An 18529-nucleotide genomic window follows, 5' to 3' on the forward strand; every position below is an offset into this window, starting at 1 on the left:
GGAGAGTAGGTTGCTGCCACGGTTTTTTGTTGGGGAGGGGTCGCTCTTGTGGGGGTGGCTCCTCCCTTTTTTTGCGCCCAGGCTTGTGAACATGTGAAAACTGAACATGGGCGTGGTGCGGGATCGAAGCAGGGCCGACGAACGGCAGGACGATCTTCGGTGGGAGAATCGTTCCATGACGAACACCATTCCCTCGGAGCTTCTCGCCGCGGCCGAATCGGCCCAGGGCTTCATGCCCACGGACGAAGGAACCGTCCTCTTCGAGGCCGTGTTGGATCACGCGCACCTCGGTCCGGTCGTGGAGATCGGAACCTATTGCGGTAAGTCCACCATCTTCCTGGGCGCCGCTGCACGTGAGGCCGGAACCAAGATCGTGACCGTCGATCATCACCGCGGTTCGGAAGAGCACCAGGAGGGCTGGGAGTTCCACGACGCCGGCCTGGTCGATCCCGAGACAGGACGTTTCGACACCCTCCCGCACTTCCGCAGAACCCTCACCCGGGCCGGCCTCGAGGGAGAGGTCATCGCCGTCGTCGGTGCTTCCGTCGACGTCGCGTCGGTCTGGGGCAAACCCTTGGGGATGTTGTTCATCGACGGCGGCCACAGCGAGGAAGCGGCTCAGAACGACTACACGCACTGGAGCCCCCACGTGGCCGACGGGGGTGTGCTCGTCATCCACGACGTCTTCCCCGACCCAGCGGACGGCGGGCGCCCCCCGTACAACATCTATTGCCGTGCGCTCGAATCAGGAGAGTTCGAGGAGGTCCGAGCGGTCGGTTCCATGAGGGTCCTGCGCCGCGGTACTCGTGTGTGAGGACCCTCTCCACGAACCGTGTGCGGAGGCCGGGCTCCGCACACGGTTTCCTTATGTGGCGGCGGCTATTCTTGGATGGTTATGTGAGTGCTGGGCCACGTCGACCAGTGAATGTGTCAACACTCGACCAAGAACACGCATGTTCTGGGTAAGCCTTCGGTAAGAAGGTCATGGGTGGTCAGGGATCCGGCCGCGTTGCGGTTACGGGCGGGTATCGTAGCGGTGAGGGTGCAGCGATGGCGGCGTTATTCCCCGAAATACCGCTTCGGTACTGATTCGAACTGAACCGATCAGGGGCACTCGCGCGTCGAACACCAAGACGGCATGGTGCCGTACATGACTTGATCATGGGGGCGGGGAGCTGAGCAAGAGCGAATACGGCGACGGCGGGGCGGATGGGCAGCGTCCCGACACGAACGCGCCGGAGACGGACGAAACCTCTGCTGAAGAGCTGCCCACGGAACCCACGACCGAGGGTGAGGCGCCCGAGACCGACAGCGGCCGGAGCGAGTCCGCCGAGGACGGGGGCCGAGAGGATCGCGGGCCCGGGGACGAGCTCTCCGGTGGGGACAGCGACGACGATGCCGATGACGGACCCGAACCCGAGTTCGTCCCCGGTGGGGCGGTCGCCTTCAAGACCAGCGGGACCTTCCTGAGGGAACGTGTGGCCCGCAACCTCGCCGAACAGGGGTACGGGGCCGACGGCGCATCCTCCGATGACGAGGAGGAGAGCCCCTCCGGGACCGGCGAGGAGCCGGGTGAGGGTGTCGCCCCAGGAGCCGCTGAGGACGACGGGGCCATCGTCTCGGAGGGCACCGAGGACACGCCCGACAAGGTTGCCGGCGGAGCCGGCCACACGGACGAGGCCGGGACCTCCTCCCTCCCCTCCGGCGAGGAGAAGGGCGCCGACGCTTCCGGCAGTGGGTCCCTGGGTGGCGGGACCGATGACGCGGACGCCACCATCGACACCTCCTCCGGAGGGGCCGGTGCCGCAGCTGCTGCGGCGGCCGGCGCGGGTACCGCGGCCTCGGCGGCGACCGGTGATGACGACACGTCCGCCGAGGACACCCCCGAGGGTGACCCCGCGGAGGAGAGCTCCGCCTCCGGCGGGTGGTCGGAGGAGCAGGAAGGGACGGCCCCCGGGAGTGTGTCCGAGGAGGAGACCGCCACCCCCGGCGCGTCCGATGACTCCCCGGCGACCGAGGCCATCCCGATCGCGCTCCCCGAGGACGGGACCACCTCCGAGGACAAGGGCGTTTCCGAGGCCGATTCCGGCGGTGAGGCCGAGAGCGGCACCGCGGACGAGGACACTTCGCCCGCCACGGAGGCCTTCGTGGTACCCGGGACGGGTGGGGAGACCGAGGCCCCTGCCGAGAGCGCCGGCACCGGAACCACGCCCGCCGAGGACGGCGAGAAGACCACCGCGCTCCAGGACCCCGCCGAGGACGACGAGCCCGGCGACCAGGACGACGAGAGCTTCGCGGCCGCCGAGCCGCCGTCCACCGCACCGTTCCCCGCCCCCGCCCCGGCAGGGACGGACGCGGCCGAGAGCGAGGGGATCGCCGATACCGGGGAGCCCGCCGGCGCCGACAGAGAGGACAGCTCCGAGGAGGAGACCGGTGGTGACAGTACCGCTGATGCCGAGACCTCGTTCTGGCCTGCCCCTCAGCGGTTCTCGGAGTACTCCGGGGAGACCGCCGGATCCGAGTCGGTCGGCGAGGCCGCCGGAAACAAGGACGAGGCTGAGGAGGAGCCGTCCGGTGCCGGTGCAGCAGTAGGTGCCGGTGCGGCAGCCGCGGGCACAGCTGCCGCCACCGGCGCTGCTCAGGCTTCCGAAGGGCAGGAAGCCGGCGCGGAGGCCGGGTCGGGTGGTTCCGGCGGCCCCGGGAAGCCCGGTGGCAAGGCCGCGAAGAAGAAGCGGCCGATGTGGTGGCGCATCCTGCGTCCCGTGCTCATCGTCATGGGTGTCTTCCTGGTCCTGGGCATCGCCGGGTTCGCCTACCTGTACACCACGGTCGAGGTGCCCGACGCCGCCAAGGCCGAGGCCACCGACCAGGGATCCACTTTCTACTTCGCCGACGGGGAGACCGAGTTCGCCGAGCGGGGCACCAATCGCGAGCCGATCTCCTACGACGGGATGACTGCGGGCGGCGACCACGTCGTCGATGCGATGACCTCCGCCGAGGACCGCGGATTCTGGGAAGAACCCGGCGTGTCCATCAGCGGTACGGCCCGCGCCGTGTGGTCCACGATCACCGGTGAACAGGTCCAGGGCGGGTCCACCATCACCCAGCAGATGGTCCGCAACTACTACGAGGGTGTCTCCCGCGAACAGACGGTCGCTCGGAAGATCCAGGAGATCATCATCTCCATCAAGGTCGACCAGAACGAGTCGAAGGAGTGGGTGATGGAGCAGTACCTCAACACCATCTACTTCGGGCGGCAGGCATACGGGATCCAGTCGGCTGCTGAGGTCTACTACCACAAGAGCGTCGACGAGCTCACGCCCGAGGAGGCCGCTTTGCTTTCCTGGCGGCCGCCATCCAGCAGCCGCACTACTACGGTGAGGCGGACGTGCTGGAGTCGACCGACTCCCTGGAACGCCGTTGGCAGTACGTCATCGACGGCATGGTCTCCACGGGTGCGATCACCGCGGACGAAGCCGCCGAGATGGAGTTCCCGGTGCCCGAGGCCGAGCGGCCCACCGACGGCACCGACGTCAGCGGCTACAGGGGGTACATGCTCCAGGAAGCCATGAACGAGCTCGATCGGCTCGGCTTCACGGAGGACATGATCCAGCGGCACGGCTACGAGATCGTCACGACCTTCGACGAGGACATGATGGAGGCCGCGCACGAGGCGGTCGAGGAGACCGTCCCGCACGAGAGCATCCCCGAGGGTGTCAACCTCGGGATGAGCACCGTGGATCCGGCCACAGGCGAGGTCGTGGCCTTCTACGGGGGCAACGACTACCTCGAGAACCAGTACGACACGAGTTTCCACGGGGCCGCGCAGGCCGGGTCGGCCTTCAAGCCGTACGTACTGGCGACCGCGTTGGAGGAGGGCTACAGCCTCCAGTCGACCGTGGACGGACGTGGGCCGCGCAATGTACAGGGCTCCCGGGTGCAGAACGCCGGTAACGACCCCGGCGGTGTGATGAGCCTGATCCAGGCCACGCAGGAGTCCAACAACCTCGGGTACGTCGAGCTGGCCGAGCAGCTCGGGTACGAGAACATCCGGGACACCGCCTACGCCACGGGCTTCCCCGAAGGCAGCATCGCCGACAACCAGCTCGTCCCGGTCATGCCGCTGGGAGCGGTCAGTGTGCGTCCGGTCGACCAGGCCAGCGGGTTCGGTACCTTCGCGAACGAAGGCGTGCACGTCGAGCCGCACGTGATCAGAGAGGTCAACAACACCGACGGCGAGAACGAACGCCCTGAGGTGGAGAGCAACCAGGCCCTGCAGGACACGACCGCCGCGGACGTCACGCACGCCCTGCAACAGGTCGTCAGCGGGGGCACGGGCACGGCTGCGCGGCTGGCCCATCACCCGACGGCGGGCAAGACCGGTACCACCGACGGCAGTGTGGCCGCATGGTTCGTGGGTTACACCCCGCAGTTGTCGACGTCGGTGGGTGTCTACAGCGGGGACAACGAGAGCTTCTCGATCCCCGGGCACAGCATTTCCGGTGGTGGTCTGCCCGCGACACTGTGGAACAACTACATGACGCGGGCCATGGAGGGTTACGAGCGGGAGTCGTTCCCGCAGCCGGCCAACGAGGGCACGACGGAGAACTGGGCGCCGGACACGGCCACCCAGGAACCGCAGGAACCCCAGGAGCCGCGGGAACCTCAGGAGCCGCAGGAACCCCAGGAGCCGCCGCAGGAGGAGCCCCCGCCGGAGGAACCGCCCTCGGAGGAGCCCCCGCCGGAGGAGCCGCCGGAACCGCCGGAGTCGCCGGAGGAACCGGGCACCCCCGAGGAGCCGCTCGATCCGGGTGACCAGATGGCACGCAGCAACGACGAGGACTGACTCCGAGCCGCCTACGAAGGAAGGGCGCCCCCGCCGTATGACGGGGGCGCCCTTCCTGTTTTCCGCGGGCCGTGGGCGGGGCTCAGGCGAGGGGGACCTGCTCCGAGGTGTGCAGGAAGACACGGGATCCCTCGGTGGTGCGCGTGAGGGCGTCCACGGCCAGGATCACGGCCGCCGACGTCCACGTACTGCGTTCCACGGGCCACCGGACCTGCTCGGCGAATTGGTATCCCGTCCAGTACACGCCGTCGTCGGGGTCGCGCAGGTGTTGGATCTCCCGCAGGATCCGGACCGCCGTGTCGGTCTCACCCATGGCGGCCAGAGCGATCACCAGTTCCGACGACTCGGCGGCGGTCACCCATGGCTGATCGCTCACACACCGCACACCCAGACCGGGCAGGACGAAGGTGTCCCAGCGCTCGTCGAGGCGCTCCTTCGCGGCGGGCCCGCGCACCGCTCCGCCCAGGACCGGGTAGAACCAGTCCATCGAGAACCGGCTGCGGTCGGCGAACAGGTCCTCGTGGTCGTTGATGAGCACGGCCAGCCGGTCGGCCGCCGCAGACCACGCGGGCCTGGGCTCGCCCAGATGTTCGGCCAGCGCGGCACCGCACCGCAGCGCGTGGTGCACGCTCGCGCACACCGTCAACAGCGAATGGTCGCCCGGGGAACCGTCCTCCGAACGTGCCCACAGGATCTCTCCGTGCTCCCCGCGCAGCGCCAGAACGAACTCCAAACCGTTCTCCACGGTCGGCCACAGGCGCCGGGCGAACGCGGTGTCGCCGGTGGTGAGCAGGTGGTGGAGGGCACCAACGGCCGGGTACGCGGCGTGATTGGCCTCCCGCAGCGCCGTGGCGGGTCTTCCTTGACGGAACTTGGCCGGCCACCCGCCCTCGGGGTGGCAGGCGGACTCCACCCACAGGTAGGCACGGCGGGCGGCCTCGGCGTGTTCGGGGACCTCCAGACCGGTCACCGTCAGTGCCATCGCGCACTCGATGTGGTCCCACACGTCGGTGTGGCCGCCGGGGAACCAGGGGATCGCGCCGTCGGGTTCCTGGCTGCGCACGAGGTAATGCGCCGACCGTTGGAGTTCGTGGGCGCTGAGCACGCCCGGCAGGCGCAGAGCGCGGGGGAGGGCCGGTTCCGGGTCGGGGGCGCTCATCTGCGGCCTCACGCGGTACCGAGCGGCTTGCGCACGTACACGATGACGCTCTTGCCGAGGAAGGGGTTGAGGAGCTTCTCGGCGACCCTGGTGACCTTGGGGGCCTGGAGCATGTCCCACACGAGCATCTCGTGGTAGGCCTTCGCGGCCGGATGGTCGTCGTTGTCGGTGCCCACGGCGCACTTGATCCACCAGTAAGGGGCGTGCAGGGCGTGCGCGTGGTGGTGCGGACCGATCTCGAACCCGGTGGCCTTGAGCTTGGACTCCAGCTCGGCGCGGGTGTAGATGCGGATGTGCCCGCCCTCGTTGGTGTGGTAGTCCTCCGACAGGGCCCAGCACACGCGCTCGGGCAGGAAACTGGGCACGGTCACGGCCGCGATACCGCCCGGACGCAGCACCCGGTACAGCTCCTTCATGGCGGCGGTGTCGTGGGGCAGGTGCTCGAAGATCTCCGAGGCCACGACCCGGTCGAAACCGCTGTCCTCGAAGGGCATGTCGAGGGCGTCACCCTTGACGGTCTCGGCCGTGGCGGCCCCGGGCGCCTCGCCCTCGGCCTTCATCGCACCGAACATGGTCTCGACCTCGGCGAGGTCGGCGACGTTCTGGTCGAAGGCGACCACGTCCGCGCCGCGACGGTAGACCTCGAAGGCGTGGCGGCCGCCGCCGCAGCCCATGTCGAGGACGCGGTTGCCCGGGCCGACAGGGAACAGGGAGAAGTCGACGGTGATCAGTTGAGGCTCCTAGAACGGTTCGGGTGGGTGCTGGTCGGACGCGGGGCGGACCCGTCAATGGTGGCGGCGTAGCGCCGGGCGGTCAGCTCCGCGACGGCACGCCAGGTGAAGCGTTCCTGGACCCGTTCCCAGGCGGCGTCGCCCATGCGGGCACGTTCGTCGGGGTCGTCCATGAGCGCGCCGATCTCCTTGGCGAGCAGTTCGTCGTCGCCGGGGGTGATGAGGCGGCCGGCGGCGCCGTCGGTGCCCACGACCTCGGGAAGGGCGCCGGCGTGGCTGGCGATGAGGGGGGTACCGCAGGCCATGGCTTCCACGGCGGGCAGGGAGAACCCTTCGTAGAAGGAGGGGACGACGGCCACTTCGGCGGAGGCGATGAGGTCGCCCAAGGCGGTGTCGTCGATGCCGCTGACGAAGTCGACGCGGTCGCGCAACCCGAGACGGTCCACGAGGAGGTCGGTGGGGCCGCCGGGTCTGGGCCTGCTCACGATGGTGAGGGAGACCTCGCGTTCCTCGGCCAGGCGGGCGGCGGCGCGCAGGAGCACGGCCACACCCTTGAGGGGGCTGTCGGCGCTGGCGGTGCACACGATGCGGCCGGGTTCGCGCGGGGTGTCGGAGCGGGGATGGAAGTGGCGGGTGTCCACACCCAGCGGGGTGACCTCCATGCGTTCGGGGAGCACACCGAATTCGCGGGCGATGTCGTCGGCGGAGGACTGGGAGGGAACCAGGATCGGGTCGAGTTCGCGGGCCACTCGCGCCTGCATCCGCACGAAGGAGTACCAGCGGCGTTTGGTGAGCTTCTGCAGCCCCTTGGCCTCTTGCAGTTCGATGCGGCGGTCGACGCTGATGGGGTGGTGGATGGTGGTGACCAGGGGCAGGCCGGCAGCACGGATGCCGAGCAGGCCCCGGCCGAGGGTCTGGTTGTCGTGGACCACGTCGAAGTCGGCCAGCCGTCGGCGCAGCTCGCGGTGGGCGCGCAGGGAGAAGGTGAGGGGTTCGGGGAAACCGGCCGTCCACATGGTGGCGACCTCGAGGACGTCGATCCAGTCGCGCCACTCGCGCAGGGGCGGTGCCACGAAGGGGCGGGCGTCGTTGTAGAGGTCGAGGGAGGGGATCTTTTCCAGGGCCACGCCCTCGTCGAGTTCGGGATAGGGCTGACCGGAGAGGACGGTGACTTCGTGGCCGAGCGCGGCGAGTTCGCGTGAGAGGTGCCGGACGTAGACACCTTGCCCGCCCACGTGCTGCTTGCTCCGGTAGGAGAGCAGGGCCACACGTAGGGAACGTGTGTGGGAGGGCCGCGGGCTCGGTCCCGTGTTGTTGCCCGGCAGGGTCAAGAGTCCACCTCTTCGTCGGTTCGCTGGCCCGTCCCGCCCGTCGCCCGTCGGCGACCTTCCGGGAGCCGCCGACGCTGTTCGTTCCCGACCTGCGCCACCGGGCCGCCCGGGCTGCGGTGGTCGACGGCATGGGGCGAGTCCGCCGCTGAACAGGCGTGGGCGCCCTTATGTTACTCGGCAGTTGGGGCCGGGGCTGTGGGAGGGCGGGGGTGTTGGACGGATCTTACGCGGGGGTGCGGGCGACGCTGGTGGCGGCCCAGAGGGGGAGGTCGGCGGTCCCGGTGCGGCTCGCTCGGCCGCGCTCCTCGAGCAGCCGCAGGTGGGCAACGGTCTCGGCAGCGGCCATGTGGCGGGCGCGTACACGCATCTCGGCCCAGGGACGGCGCCAGGAGAGGCCGGAGGTCACTTGCCACAGTGTCGCCCGGCCCTCTCGGTCCAGGAGCCGGACCATCTCGTGGAGGCGCTCCTCGTGGTGGGCGACGATCGCCTCGGTGCGTTCGGTGAGGCCGGTGAAGCGGTGCTCGTGTGAGGGAAGGCACAGCAGCCGGTCGGCTCCGGGGAGGCGGCCGACGTCGGCCTGCGCGGTGAGGAAGGCGCCGAGGGGGTCGTCGTCGGTCGACAGGAGGGGGAACTGGCCCACGTGCGGGGTGATGCGGGGCAGGACGTGGTCGCCGGTGAAGAACACGTCGGTGTCGTCCAGGTGGAGGCACAGGTGCCCGGGGCTGTGGCCCGGGGTCCACATCGCACGCATGCGGCGGCCGGGCAGGTCGACGGTGTCGCCGTCCGCGAGGGGCCGGTCGGGCGCGGCCGAGGGTGCGGAGAGGTCGGTCTGGTCGGCGAAGGCGGCGAGGTCCTCCTCGGGGAAACCGGCACGGCGGAGCTGCTCGGTCATGGCGGTCAGACGTTCCGGTGCGGAGCTCGCGGACAGGTGTTCGGTGACCGCGATGTCGGCCGGGTGCATGGCGATCCAGGCCCCGGAGGCCGCGCGCAGGCGCCCGGCCAGGCCGGCGTGGTCGGGGTGGAAATGGGTGAGGACGGCGCCGCGTATGTCCTCGATGCCGTGGCCGGTCCGTTCGACGGCGCGGGTGAGGGCCTCCCAGGACTCGTCGTGGTTCCAGCCGGTGTCGACCAGGACCGCGCCGTCGTCGCCGGAGACGAGATAGACGTAGGTGAAGCCGAGGGGGCTGCCGGGGATGGGCACGGGCAGACTCCAGACACCGTGGCCGAGCTCCTCGACGCGGGGCATCTCGCGCATCCTGACACCTCTCCAATCGAAACCGAATCGGATTCGATGTTACTGGGCTGGCCGGAAGGCAGATAGAACATATTCTATTAAGCTCGGACGGAAGGGGTGAAAACTGACTGCGGCTCCTCGGGAACCCGCCATCACGTCGGGCTATGAGGCCTGGATCATGGGTTCGATCAGCTGCGCCGGGGGGAAGGCCTCGGATAACGTGTTCTCATCGAGGCGTTCGCGCGGAGGGCGCGGCGCCGGTGAGCTGGCTTCCAGGGCCGCGGCGGAGGGGTAGCGCGCGGACCGACGAGGAATGGGAGAGATCCTGTGGCCGTGCAGGCGCCGACCGGAACGCTGTCGCGAAGTCAGACCCAGCGTCGCAAGCGCATCGTGCAGACCGCCGCGGCACTGGCCGTGCGCGGTGGCGTCGATGCCATGCAGATGCGCTCGGTCGCCGAACGGGCCGGGGTCGCCCTGGGCACCCTCTACCGCTATTTTCCGTCCAAGATGGACCTCGTGGTCGCCGTGGTCACCGAGGAGCTCGATCTGCTCGAGGGCGGGATCATGCGCCGCCCACCCACGGCCCAGAGCCCCGCGGGCCGCGCTGTCGACGTGTTGCTGCGCGCCACCCGCGGGCTCATGCGCGAACCCGAGCTGGCCGATGCGCTCGTCCGCTCGCTCATCATGGCCGAGGTCAAGATCGAACTGGACGTGCGGATCACCGAACTGGTCTGGCGTGTGGTCACCGGCACCCTGCACACCGACGAGGGCGGGGATCCGGACGGGCCGGCTGACCAGCGCGACCCCGATTACGTACTCGTGGGTTCCCTGACCAGCGTGTGGATCTTCGAGCTGGTGGAGATCCTCAAGGGCCGCCGCAGTGTCGACGAGGCCGAGGAGCGTCTGCACGTGACCGCCGAGCGCCTGCTCGCCGGCTTCTGACGGAGGGCTCGAAGGCGAACGGCTCGAGCACGCCCGGAGGCGGGGCGTGCCGTGCGCCCCGCTGCGCGGGAGGGCCCGCGCGTCTGCATGCGTGAGCACCCGCCCGCCGATCCGGTCTGCGGCGCGGGCCGATGACCCGTCCGCCCGGGGCGTGTGGCCACGCCCGTTGAAGACATCGGGGCCGTGGAACGGGGCCGCCCGGGCACGTGGGTCAGTCCGTGCGCAGGAAAAGGTCCAGCAGGCCGTCGAGGACCCTGTTGCGGCCCTGGTCCTCCTCGGGGATCTCCTCCTCGGGCCTCTCGGGTGTCTCGGGTTTCTCCGGCTCCGGTCCGGGGCTGATCGGGGCCCCCTCCTGCGGCGGCTCCGGTGCGTCCGTGCCCGGAGGCCGCTCCGGTGCCTCTTCACCTCCGTCCCCGCCCTGGGGCGGACGCGGGGGCCGCTGTTCGGTGTCGTCCCCGCCCCCGCCCCCTTCCCCGGTGTCCTCGGAGGGGGTCTCTTCCCCGCTGTTCGGGTCGGCGGAAGGGCCGGTCTCGGGTTCCTCCCGCAGCACCGGGCCCGGTGCGTCGTCCGACGCGTGCGTGGAGGCCCCTGAGGAGGGCGGCCCCGTGGGCGCGGCCGCCTCGGGGCCCACGACGGTGACGGGCCCGCCGAGAGCGCTCGCCCACAGCCACAGGGCGACCGCCGCGGCCACTGTGACCAGGCCGGACACGACCGGCAACACGCGGCGCGGCCGTTCCTGCTCGACGGGCGCGGGGGACTCCCCGGGTGCTGCCAGTGATGCGGTGTGCTCGTTGCGCACCGGATGGTCGGCCGTGGTCAGACGGTCCTCCGGCAGGGGACGCGGCAGGGGCGCGGCTGCCCCGGCGGCCCTGCCGCTCTCCGGCGGAGCCGGGGCGGCGCCGGCGCCCTCCTGGGGCGCGGCAGGGGCACGGACCCGGTGGGCCGGGTAGCCGTCCTCGTCGAGCGGGCGCATCGCGGCCACGATCCGGTCGCGGACGACGGTGAGCCCGGGGGCGGTGGCGGTCGCGAGGACCTCGCCCCGCAGCCCCGGGGGAGGGCCGGGCGGGCGCAGCAGGTCCAGGGCGGCTCCGACGCGCCGGGCCCGGTGGCGCCGCAGGGTCGCGGGGGCCTGTTCGTCGTTCTGGTCCTCTCCGCTCGGGTCGGGACCGTTCCGGAGCCCGTGCAGGTTGTCGGCGGCCCGGCGTGTCGCGGAGCGGGTGAGCTCGACGCACATACCGGGGGACAGGCCCAGGATCCGGGCCACCGCGGCGGGCGGGAGCCCGTGGCGCAGATCGAGTTCGACGAGTTCGCGGTGGCCGGAGGGCAGGTGCGCGAACATGCGCGCGACGGGTTCCTCGGCCGGGACGGTGGCCAGGTTGGTGTAGGGGCAGGTGGCGGCCAGGCCCCGCTGCTGGCAGGCGGTACGGGTGAGGGCGTAGAGCCAGGGTGCGCGTTCGGTGTGCGAGGCGCGTTCGCCGTCCAGCGCCACGCCGGCCACGAGTGCGTCATGGACCGCCTCCGTGGCCCGCTCTCCGTCCCCGCCCAGCAGTGACCAGGCGTAGCGGTAAAGCGGCGCGGCGAAGGTGTCGTGGAGTGCGCGTGCGTCGATGGCGACCGGTTCGCCGGATTCGGTGTCTCTGGTCACGATTCTCCCCCCGCTCTTTCCGTGACGCTAGTGACGCGTTCTCGGCAGCGTGGGGGAATCGATGAACTGTGTCCTGAAGGTAAGAATTCTGTTATCCCTGCCTGTAGGCAAGAATGGGGGCCGTCCCGGGCGGGACGGCCCCTGTGGCCCTCGTGGCCGTGTTCCTCGTGGGGGGTCACTCGCCGCCGCGTGAGGGCTGACCGATGGCCACCATGCGCTCCACCGAACGGCGGGCCCGCTCGGAGGTCGTGTCGTCCACGGTGATCTCGGCGGTGCCGTGCCGCAGCGAATTCAGCAGCTTCTCGGCGTCGATCATCTTCATGTAGTGGCACTCGGCCCGGCTGTTGACCGCCTCGAACTGCGTGGTGTCGTTGGTGTTGCGCAGCTGGTGCAGCATGCCGGTCTCGGTGGCGATGAGGACCTTCTTCGCGTCGGTCTTCTCCGCGGCGTCGAGCATGCCGCCGGTGGAGAGCACCTTGACGCGGTCCTCGGGCACCGCGCCACTGCCCACCAGGTACAGAGCCGACGTCGCGCAGCCGCACTCGGGATGCACGTAGACCTCGGCGTCGGGTTCGGAGGCCACCCGCTCGCGCAGGGTGTGCCCGTCGATGCCGGCGTGCACGTGGCACTCGCCCATCCACACGTGGATGTTCTCGCGGCCGGTGACCCGCTTGACGTGGGCGCCCAGGAACTGGTCGGGCAGGAACAGGATCTCCCGGTCCTCGGGGATCGACCGGATGACGTCGGCCGCGTTGGAGGAGGTGCAGCAGATGTCGGTCTCGGCCTTCACCGCAGCCGTGGTGTTGACGTAGGCGACCACGACCGCGCCGGGGTGTTCGGCCTTCCACGCGCGCACGTCCTCGGCGGTGATGGTGTCGGCCAGGGAGCACCCCGCGTTCGGGTCGGGCAGCAGGACCGTCTTCTGCGGGGCCAGGATCTTCGCGGTCTCGGCCATGAAGTGGACGCCGCAGAAGACGATGGTCTCGGCCTCGACCTGGGCGGCCAACCGGGACAGTGCCAGGGAATCGCCCGTGTGGTGGGCCACGTCCTGGATCTCGGGGCGCTGGTAGTTGTGCGCGAGGACGACGGCGTTGCGCTCCTCGGCCAGGCGGTGGACCTCCTCGGCCCATTCCTGACTGGTCATGCTGTCGGCGGTGGCGGTGACCGGTGCCATGTCGAACTACTTCCTCGAGGCTGGGGGTGTGCACGGCGCCGGACGCCGTGCGGGGGATGGTCCGTGTCCCGACCCGGGTTTTTGTCTGTCAGGCACAAACTCGACGAAGCTTAACATGGTGAAGAACGGAAGGGACAGGGTGGATATCCCGCACGCGAACGGACGAACCGTACCCATCGGTGAGGACGGCCTCCCGGATCCTCCGCACCCCCGGAGGTTCGGCCACGAGGCACTCGCCGTCGTACTCCAGATCCGCGGGGGCGAACTGTGCGTCCTGCTGTGGCGCAGGGCCCTGCCCCCATGGGAGGGGGCCTGGTCCCTGCCCGGGGGCAGGCTCGGCACCGGGGAGGATCTGGGCGCGTCCATCCGCGGACAGCTCGCCCAGAAGGTCGACGTACGGGACCTGGCCCACCTCGAGCAGCTCGAGACCCGCAGCGACCCCGAACGCGACCCCCGGCACCGAACCCTGGCCACCGCCTACCTCGGTCTCGTGCCCGCCGATGTCGACCCGATCGTGCCCGTGGACACCGGCTGGCACTCCACGGCCGCCCTGCCCGCAATGGCCTTCGACCACGCCTCCATCGTCCGGTCCGGGCGCCGGAGGCTGCGCGCCAAACTCGGTTACACCAACGTCGGTTTCGCCTTGGCTCCGCCGGAGTTCACCATGTCGCAGCTCTCCGGCTATTACCGTTCCGCTCTCGGCCACGATGTGGCCGCCACCAACCTGCGGCGGGTCCTGCTGCGCCGGGGACAGATCGAGGAGACCGGGCGTTCGGTGCCCTCGGGGCGCTCGGGCGGACGGCCCGCCGCGCTCTTCCGGTTCCGCGAGCGGAGCCTGCAGATCACCGACGAGTTCGCGGTCCTGCGCCCGCCGAACGTGCCCTGAGGCGGCGTGTACACTCCCAGACCGTGACCATTCGTACCGTGGTGTTCGACGTCGGCGAGACGCTGATCGACGAGACCGCAATCTTCGCCCGCTGGGCCGACCGCCTCGGCGTTCCGCACATGACCTTCTTCGGCACCATCGGCGGGGTCATCGCCTCCGGCGGCAGCCACCTGGAGGCCTTCCGCCTCTTCTCGCCCGGGTTCGACCTGGCGACCGAGAGCGCCCTCTGGCGGGACGAGGACCCCGACGGTCCCCGGGAGAACTTCGGCCCCGCGGACCTCTACCCCGACGTGCGCCCCGGCTTCGCCGCCCTACGCGCCCAGGGCCTCACCCTCCTCATCGCCGGCAACCAGCCCCCGGAGGCCGGGCCCTCACTGGAAGCGATGGACCTCGGCGTGGCCGGGATCGGGATCTCCGACGTCTGGGGCGCGGCCAAGCCCGACCCCGCCTTCTTCGACCACACCCTCGACCTCGTGCGTGGGGCCCGGCCCGGAACGGAGCCCCGCGAGATCCTCTACGTCGGCGACCGCACCGACAACGACGTGCTCCCCGCCCGTGCCGCCGGGATGCGCACCGCGCTGCTGCGCCGCGGGCTCTACGGATACCGCCATGCCGAGCGCCCCGAGGCCGCCCGCGCCGACGTCGTCGTGGACGACCTGTTCGGTCTCGACGCCTGGATCGCCGAGCACGGCCGCGCCTGAGCCCTTCCGCGTTCCCGGTCTCCCGGTGCTCGCGCTCGCCGGGCGGTCCTCGCAGGGCCTACGTCCCTCCCCTGGTGCATCGAAGGGTGCGCTGCCGCGTGCCCCGAGCCGCTGCGCGCGTGGCGTGGGCCCCATTGTGTCGGACTTGTGTGCACTGCGGCGTGTCACCCGTTTGATCCTCCAGGAGATGGGTACCGTGCGAACCTGCGTACGGGCCCGACCTCACGGGGCGCACCCCACCACCGTCCCCCGAATGGAGACCACCCAACGATGATCACGTTCGAGGGAGCCGCCAAGCACTATCCGGACGGCACCGTCGCCGTGGCGGGCCTCGACCTCACCGTCGAGAGCGGCCGCACCACCGTCTTCGTCGGGCCCTCCGGCAGCGGCAAGACCACCTCCCTGCGCATGGTCAACCGCATGGTCGAACCCACCTCCGGGGCGGTCCTGATCGACGGCGAGGACGTACGTTCCCAGGACCCCGCCCGGCTGCGGCGCTCCATCGGCTACGTCATCCAGCAGGCGGGCCTGTTCCCGCACCGCACGGTCCGCGACAACATCGCCACCGTCCCGCTCCTCCTCGGCTGGGGCCGCAGCAGGGCACGGTCCCGGGCCGCCGAACTCATGGAGCTGGTCGGGCTCGAACCCTCCCAAGGCAAGCGCTACCCCCACCAGCTCTCCGGCGGGCAACAACAACGTGTGGGCGTGGCACGCGCCCTGGCCGCCGACCCCCCGGTCCTGCTCATGGACGAACCCTTCAGCGCCGTCGACCCGGTGGTCCGCACCGGCCTGCAGGACGAACTCCTCCGCTTGCAGGCCGAACTGCACAAGACCGTCCTCTTCGTCACCCACGACATCGACGAGGCCATCCGGATCGGCGACCGGATCGCGGTTTTCCGGCCCGGTGGCGAACTCGCCCAGTACGACACCCCCGAACGCCTGCTCACACACCCCGTCGACGACTTCGTGGAGTCCTTCATCGGCTACGACCGCGGGGTGCGGCGTCTGGCCTTCTTCTCCGCGAGCGAGCTCGCCCTGCGCGAGGACGTGCTCCTGGAGGACCGGGACACCGTCGAACGCGCGCGCAACACCGTCGACACCGCCGGCCAACCGTGGGCGCTCGTGGTCGACGCCCGGCGCATGCCGCTCGGGTGGGTGGACGCCGACCGGCTCCGCCACGAACCCTCCGGCCTGGAACTGGGCCGGCTCGACCTGACCGCCTTCGGGCACACCTTCGACGTCGAACGCGATTCCCTGCGGGCCGCTCTGGACGCCGCGGTGCTCTCACCGGCCGGACGTGCCGTGGGTGTGGACCCCGACGGCAGGGTGCTCGGCGTCGTCTCCCAGGCCGACCTCGGCGGCGCCATCTGGTCGGTGTCCGGTTGAGCGCCGCGTGGGACTGGGCCTCCGGTGCCGTCGACTGGACGATCGCCAACTGGAGCCGGCCCGGTGACCACGACCGCGGTGTGGGGCCGCGGCTGGTCGAGCACGCACGCCTGGCCTACCTGTCGATCCTCATCGGGCTGGCGGCGGCGCTCCCGCTCGGGGTGGCCTGCGTGCGCTGGACCCGCCTCTACCCACCCGTGCTGACCGGCGTGAACGTGCTCTACGCGGTGCCCTCCATCGCGCTGTTCTTCCTCATGCTGCCCTACACCGGCTTCAGCGACTGGACGGCGATCGTGCCGCTGGCGCTGTACACCCTGGTCATCCTGCTGCCCAACGTGGTCGACGGACTGCGCCAGGTCCCCGACCACGTCCGGCAGGCCGCCGTCGCGATGGGCTTCAGCCCGTTGCGGCGGCTGTTGACCGTGGAGACACCGGTGGCCGTTCCGGTGATCATCGCGGGGCTACGGGTGGCCTCGGTCGCCACCATCAGCATGGTCAGCGTCGCCTCACTCGTGGGCCTCGGCGGGCTCGGACAGCTCATCCTCAGCGAGGGGTTCCGCCGCCAGTTCGACGCACCCATCGTCGTGGGCATCGTCCTGACCGTCCTGCTGGCCTTCGCCACCGACGCCCTGCTCGTCCTCGCCCAACGCCTGCTCACCCCCTGGGCCCGCCGCGACGGCCGTCGCGGCAAGCGCAAGCAGCGGGCCGCCGTGCCCGCGGGTGAGGCCGCCGCCGTCGACGCGGGGGCCGAGACGACCCAGACCGCCGACACCGGGAACGGGGCACATCCATGGACGTCCTGACCGACCTGGTGGCCTGGTTCGCCGACCCCGGCCAGTGGAGCGGGCCCGGCGGCATCCCCGCGCGCACCGCCGAGCACCTCCGGTACTCCCTGCTCGGGCTGCTGATCTCCGCAGCTCTCGCGGTTCCGATCGGTCTCGTCACCGGGCACACCGGCATCGGCGGGTTCGCGACCGCGAGCCTGGCCAACTTCGCCCGCGCCCTGCCCACCATCGGGGTGCTCTTCCTCATCGTGCTGCTGGCCGGTATCGGACTGGTGCCCGTGGTCATCGCGCTGGTCGCCCTCGCCGTGCCCCCGATCCTGGTCAACACCCATGAAGGGGTGCGCCAGGTCGAGCCCGCCCTCAAGGACGCCGCGCTCGGCATGGGCATGCGCGGGCACGAGGTGCTGATGCGCCTGGAGCTGCCCGTGGCCGTCCCGCTCGTCATCAACGGCATGCGCACAGCGGCCGTGCAGGTCGTGGCAACCGCCACCATCGCCGCCTACGTCGGTGTGGGCGGACTGGGCCGATACATCGTCGACGGCCAGGCCCGCCAGGACCTCACCATGATGCTCGGCGGATCCCTCCTGGTGGTGTTCCTGGCCGTGCTCACCACCCTGCTGTTCGCCGGTCTGAGCCGACTCCTGGTCGCCCCCGGACTGCGATCCCTCGCCGCCGCCGGACGGTAGGCGGCCCGACCCGGTTCCCACGAGTGTTAGGACCAACGACATGCGCAACAGGCTCACCCTGGCCGTACTGCCCCTCTCGGTACTCATGCTGAGCGCATGCGGTGCCGACGACCCCTACGAGGAGGAAGACGGTGGGGGCGGGGAGGGTTCCGGTGACGGGACGGTCGTCATCGGCTCCGCGGACTTTCCCGAGAGCACCGTGCTCGCCGAGGTCTACGGCCGGGCCATGGAGGCCCGGGGCGTGGACGTGGAGTACCAGCTCAACATCGGCAGCCGCGAGGTCTACTACTCCCAGGTGGAGGAAGGCAACCTCTCGGTCTTCCCCGAGTACAACGGCGCGATCCTGGCCTACCTGGACGACGACGCGCCCAGCGGCAGCCCCGAAGAGACGAACGCGGCCGTGGAGGAGGCCCTGCCCGAAGGGCTGGAGACCCTCGAGTCCTCCGAGGCCGAGAACAAGGACTCGGTCACCGTCACCGAGGAGGTCGCCCGGGAGCACGATCTGGAGACCCTCGCCGACCTGGAGGGCGTCGCGGAGGACCTCGTCCTCGGCGGCCCGCCCGAGTTCGAGACCCGCCACCAGGGCGTCGTGGGCCTGGAAGAGGTCTACGGCGTGGAGTTCGGCGAGTTCCGTTCCCTGGAGGTCGCGCTCCTGGCACAGGCGTTGCAGGACGGCGACATCCAGGCCGCGAACCTGTTCACCACCGACCCCCAGGTCGCGGTCGAGGGCTTCGTGGCCCTGGAGGACCCCGAGAACGTCTTCGGCGCCCAGAACATCACGCCTCTGGTCAACTCCGAACAGGTCGACGACACCGCCCGAGAGGCCCTGAACGCAGTCTCGGCGGAGCTGACCACCGAGGACGTCACCGCGCTCAACGAGCGGGTGGTCATCGACAACGAGAACGCCGCCGACGTCGCCCAGGACTGGCTCGCCGAGGCCGGTCTGGACTGACCCCGCACCCCCGGAACACGGATCGGGGCCCGGTACGAACGCTCGAACCCGCCGAGCGGACCGGGCCCCGA

14 protein-coding genes and 1 pseudogene are annotated in these 18529 nt (G+C 70.6%); 9 read left to right on the forward strand and 6 right to left on the reverse strand.

Features of this window, described 5'->3' with window-relative positions; translation table 11 throughout:
- Positions 1-175 precede the first annotated feature (175 nt).
- Both D473_RS0119735 and D473_RS28735 read left to right on the forward strand, forming a co-directional pair.
- On the forward strand, positions 176-814 hold the full coding sequence (locus D473_RS0119735; RefSeq protein WP_017610775.1) for a class I SAM-dependent methyltransferase: 639 nt from the start codon (positions 176-178) through the stop codon (positions 812-814).
- 664 nt (positions 815-1478) lie between these two features.
- A pseudogene (locus D473_RS28735) lies at positions 1479-4846 on the forward strand (transglycosylase domain-containing protein).
- An 82-nt stretch (positions 4847-4928) separates the two neighbouring features.
- Here the strand turns inward: D473_RS28735 and D473_RS0119745 are convergent.
- The 4 genes from D473_RS0119745 to D473_RS0119760 form a co-directional block, all read right to left on the reverse strand.
- The gene (locus tag D473_RS0119745) at positions 4929-6005 is read right to left on the reverse strand and encodes a glucosidase family protein (RefSeq protein ID WP_017610776.1); all 1077 of its coding nucleotides are present in this window, start codon (positions 6003-6005) and stop codon (positions 4929-4931) included.
- 8 nt (positions 6006-6013) lie between these two features.
- Positions 6014-6736: a class I SAM-dependent methyltransferase gene (locus D473_RS0119750; RefSeq protein WP_026127130.1), complete on the reverse strand. Its 723-nt coding sequence runs from the start codon at positions 6734-6736 to the stop codon at positions 6014-6016.
- On the reverse strand, positions 6733-8067 hold the full coding sequence (locus D473_RS0119755) for a glycosyltransferase family 4 protein (protein WP_017610778.1): 1335 nt from the start codon (positions 8065-8067) through the stop codon (positions 6733-6735). Before D473_RS0119755 ends, D473_RS0119750 begins: the two co-directional genes overlap by 4 nt.
- 223 nt (positions 8068-8290) lie before the next feature.
- Positions 8291-9322 (reverse strand): MBL fold metallo-hydrolase, encoded by a 1032-nt coding sequence (locus D473_RS0119760; protein WP_017610779.1) that lies wholly within the window; start codon positions 9320-9322, stop codon positions 8291-8293.
- Between the two features lie 306 nt (positions 9323-9628).
- Here D473_RS0119760 and D473_RS0119765 point away from each other — a divergent pair, with 306 nt between their 5' ends.
- Positions 9629-10243, forward strand: a complete 615-nt coding sequence (locus D473_RS0119765; RefSeq protein WP_017610780.1) for a TetR family transcriptional regulator — start codon at positions 9629-9631, stop codon at positions 10241-10243.
- A gap of 211 nt (positions 10244-10454) precedes the next feature.
- Here D473_RS0119765 and D473_RS0119770 read toward each other — a convergent pair whose 3' ends face one another.
- Both D473_RS0119770 and nadA read right to left on the reverse strand, forming a co-directional pair.
- Positions 10455-11888: an RNA polymerase sigma factor gene (locus D473_RS0119770; RefSeq protein WP_026127131.1), complete on the reverse strand. Its 1434-nt coding sequence runs from the start codon at positions 11886-11888 to the stop codon at positions 10455-10457.
- A gap of 175 nt (positions 11889-12063) precedes the next feature.
- Positions 12064-13062, reverse strand: a complete 999-nt coding sequence (gene nadA / locus D473_RS0119775) for a quinolinate synthase NadA (protein WP_017610781.1) — start codon at positions 13060-13062, stop codon at positions 12064-12066.
- Between the two features lie 139 nt (positions 13063-13201).
- Between nadA and D473_RS0119780 the strand changes: the two genes are divergently transcribed.
- From D473_RS0119780 to D473_RS0119805, 6 genes are all read left to right on the forward strand, one after another.
- Positions 13202-13948 (forward strand): NUDIX hydrolase, encoded by a 747-nt coding sequence (locus D473_RS0119780; protein ID WP_017610782.1) that lies wholly within the window; start codon positions 13202-13204, stop codon positions 13946-13948.
- Between the two features lie 23 nt (positions 13949-13971).
- On the forward strand, positions 13972-14649 hold the full coding sequence (locus D473_RS0119785) for an HAD family hydrolase (RefSeq protein ID WP_017610783.1): 678 nt from the start codon (positions 13972-13974) through the stop codon (positions 14647-14649).
- A 270-nt stretch (positions 14650-14919) separates the two neighbouring features.
- Positions 14920-16035, forward strand: coding sequence for an ATP-binding cassette domain-containing protein (locus D473_RS0119790; protein ID WP_017610784.1), 1116 nt, complete (start codon positions 14920-14922; stop codon positions 16033-16035).
- Positions 16032-16838 (forward strand): ABC transporter permease, encoded by an 807-nt coding sequence (locus D473_RS0119795; RefSeq protein ID WP_017610785.1) that lies wholly within the window; start codon positions 16032-16034, stop codon positions 16836-16838. Before D473_RS0119790 ends, D473_RS0119795 begins: the two co-directional genes overlap by 4 nt.
- Positions 16826-17506 (forward strand): ABC transporter permease, encoded by a 681-nt coding sequence (locus D473_RS0119800; protein WP_017610786.1) that lies wholly within the window; start codon positions 16826-16828, stop codon positions 17504-17506. The genes D473_RS0119795 and D473_RS0119800 overlap by 13 nt, the downstream gene beginning before the upstream one ends.
- A 40-nt stretch (positions 17507-17546) precedes the next feature.
- Entirely contained in the window at positions 17547-18458 is a 912-nt protein-coding gene (locus D473_RS0119805; RefSeq protein ID WP_017610787.1) for an ABC transporter substrate-binding protein, read from the forward strand.
- Positions 18459-18529: the final 71 nt, after the last annotated feature.

The organism is Nocardiopsis xinjiangensis YIM 90004, from assembly GCF_000341145.1.
In the GTDB taxonomy this organism is placed as follows: domain Bacteria; phylum Actinomycetota; class Actinomycetes; order Streptosporangiales; family Streptosporangiaceae; genus Nocardiopsis; species Nocardiopsis xinjiangensis.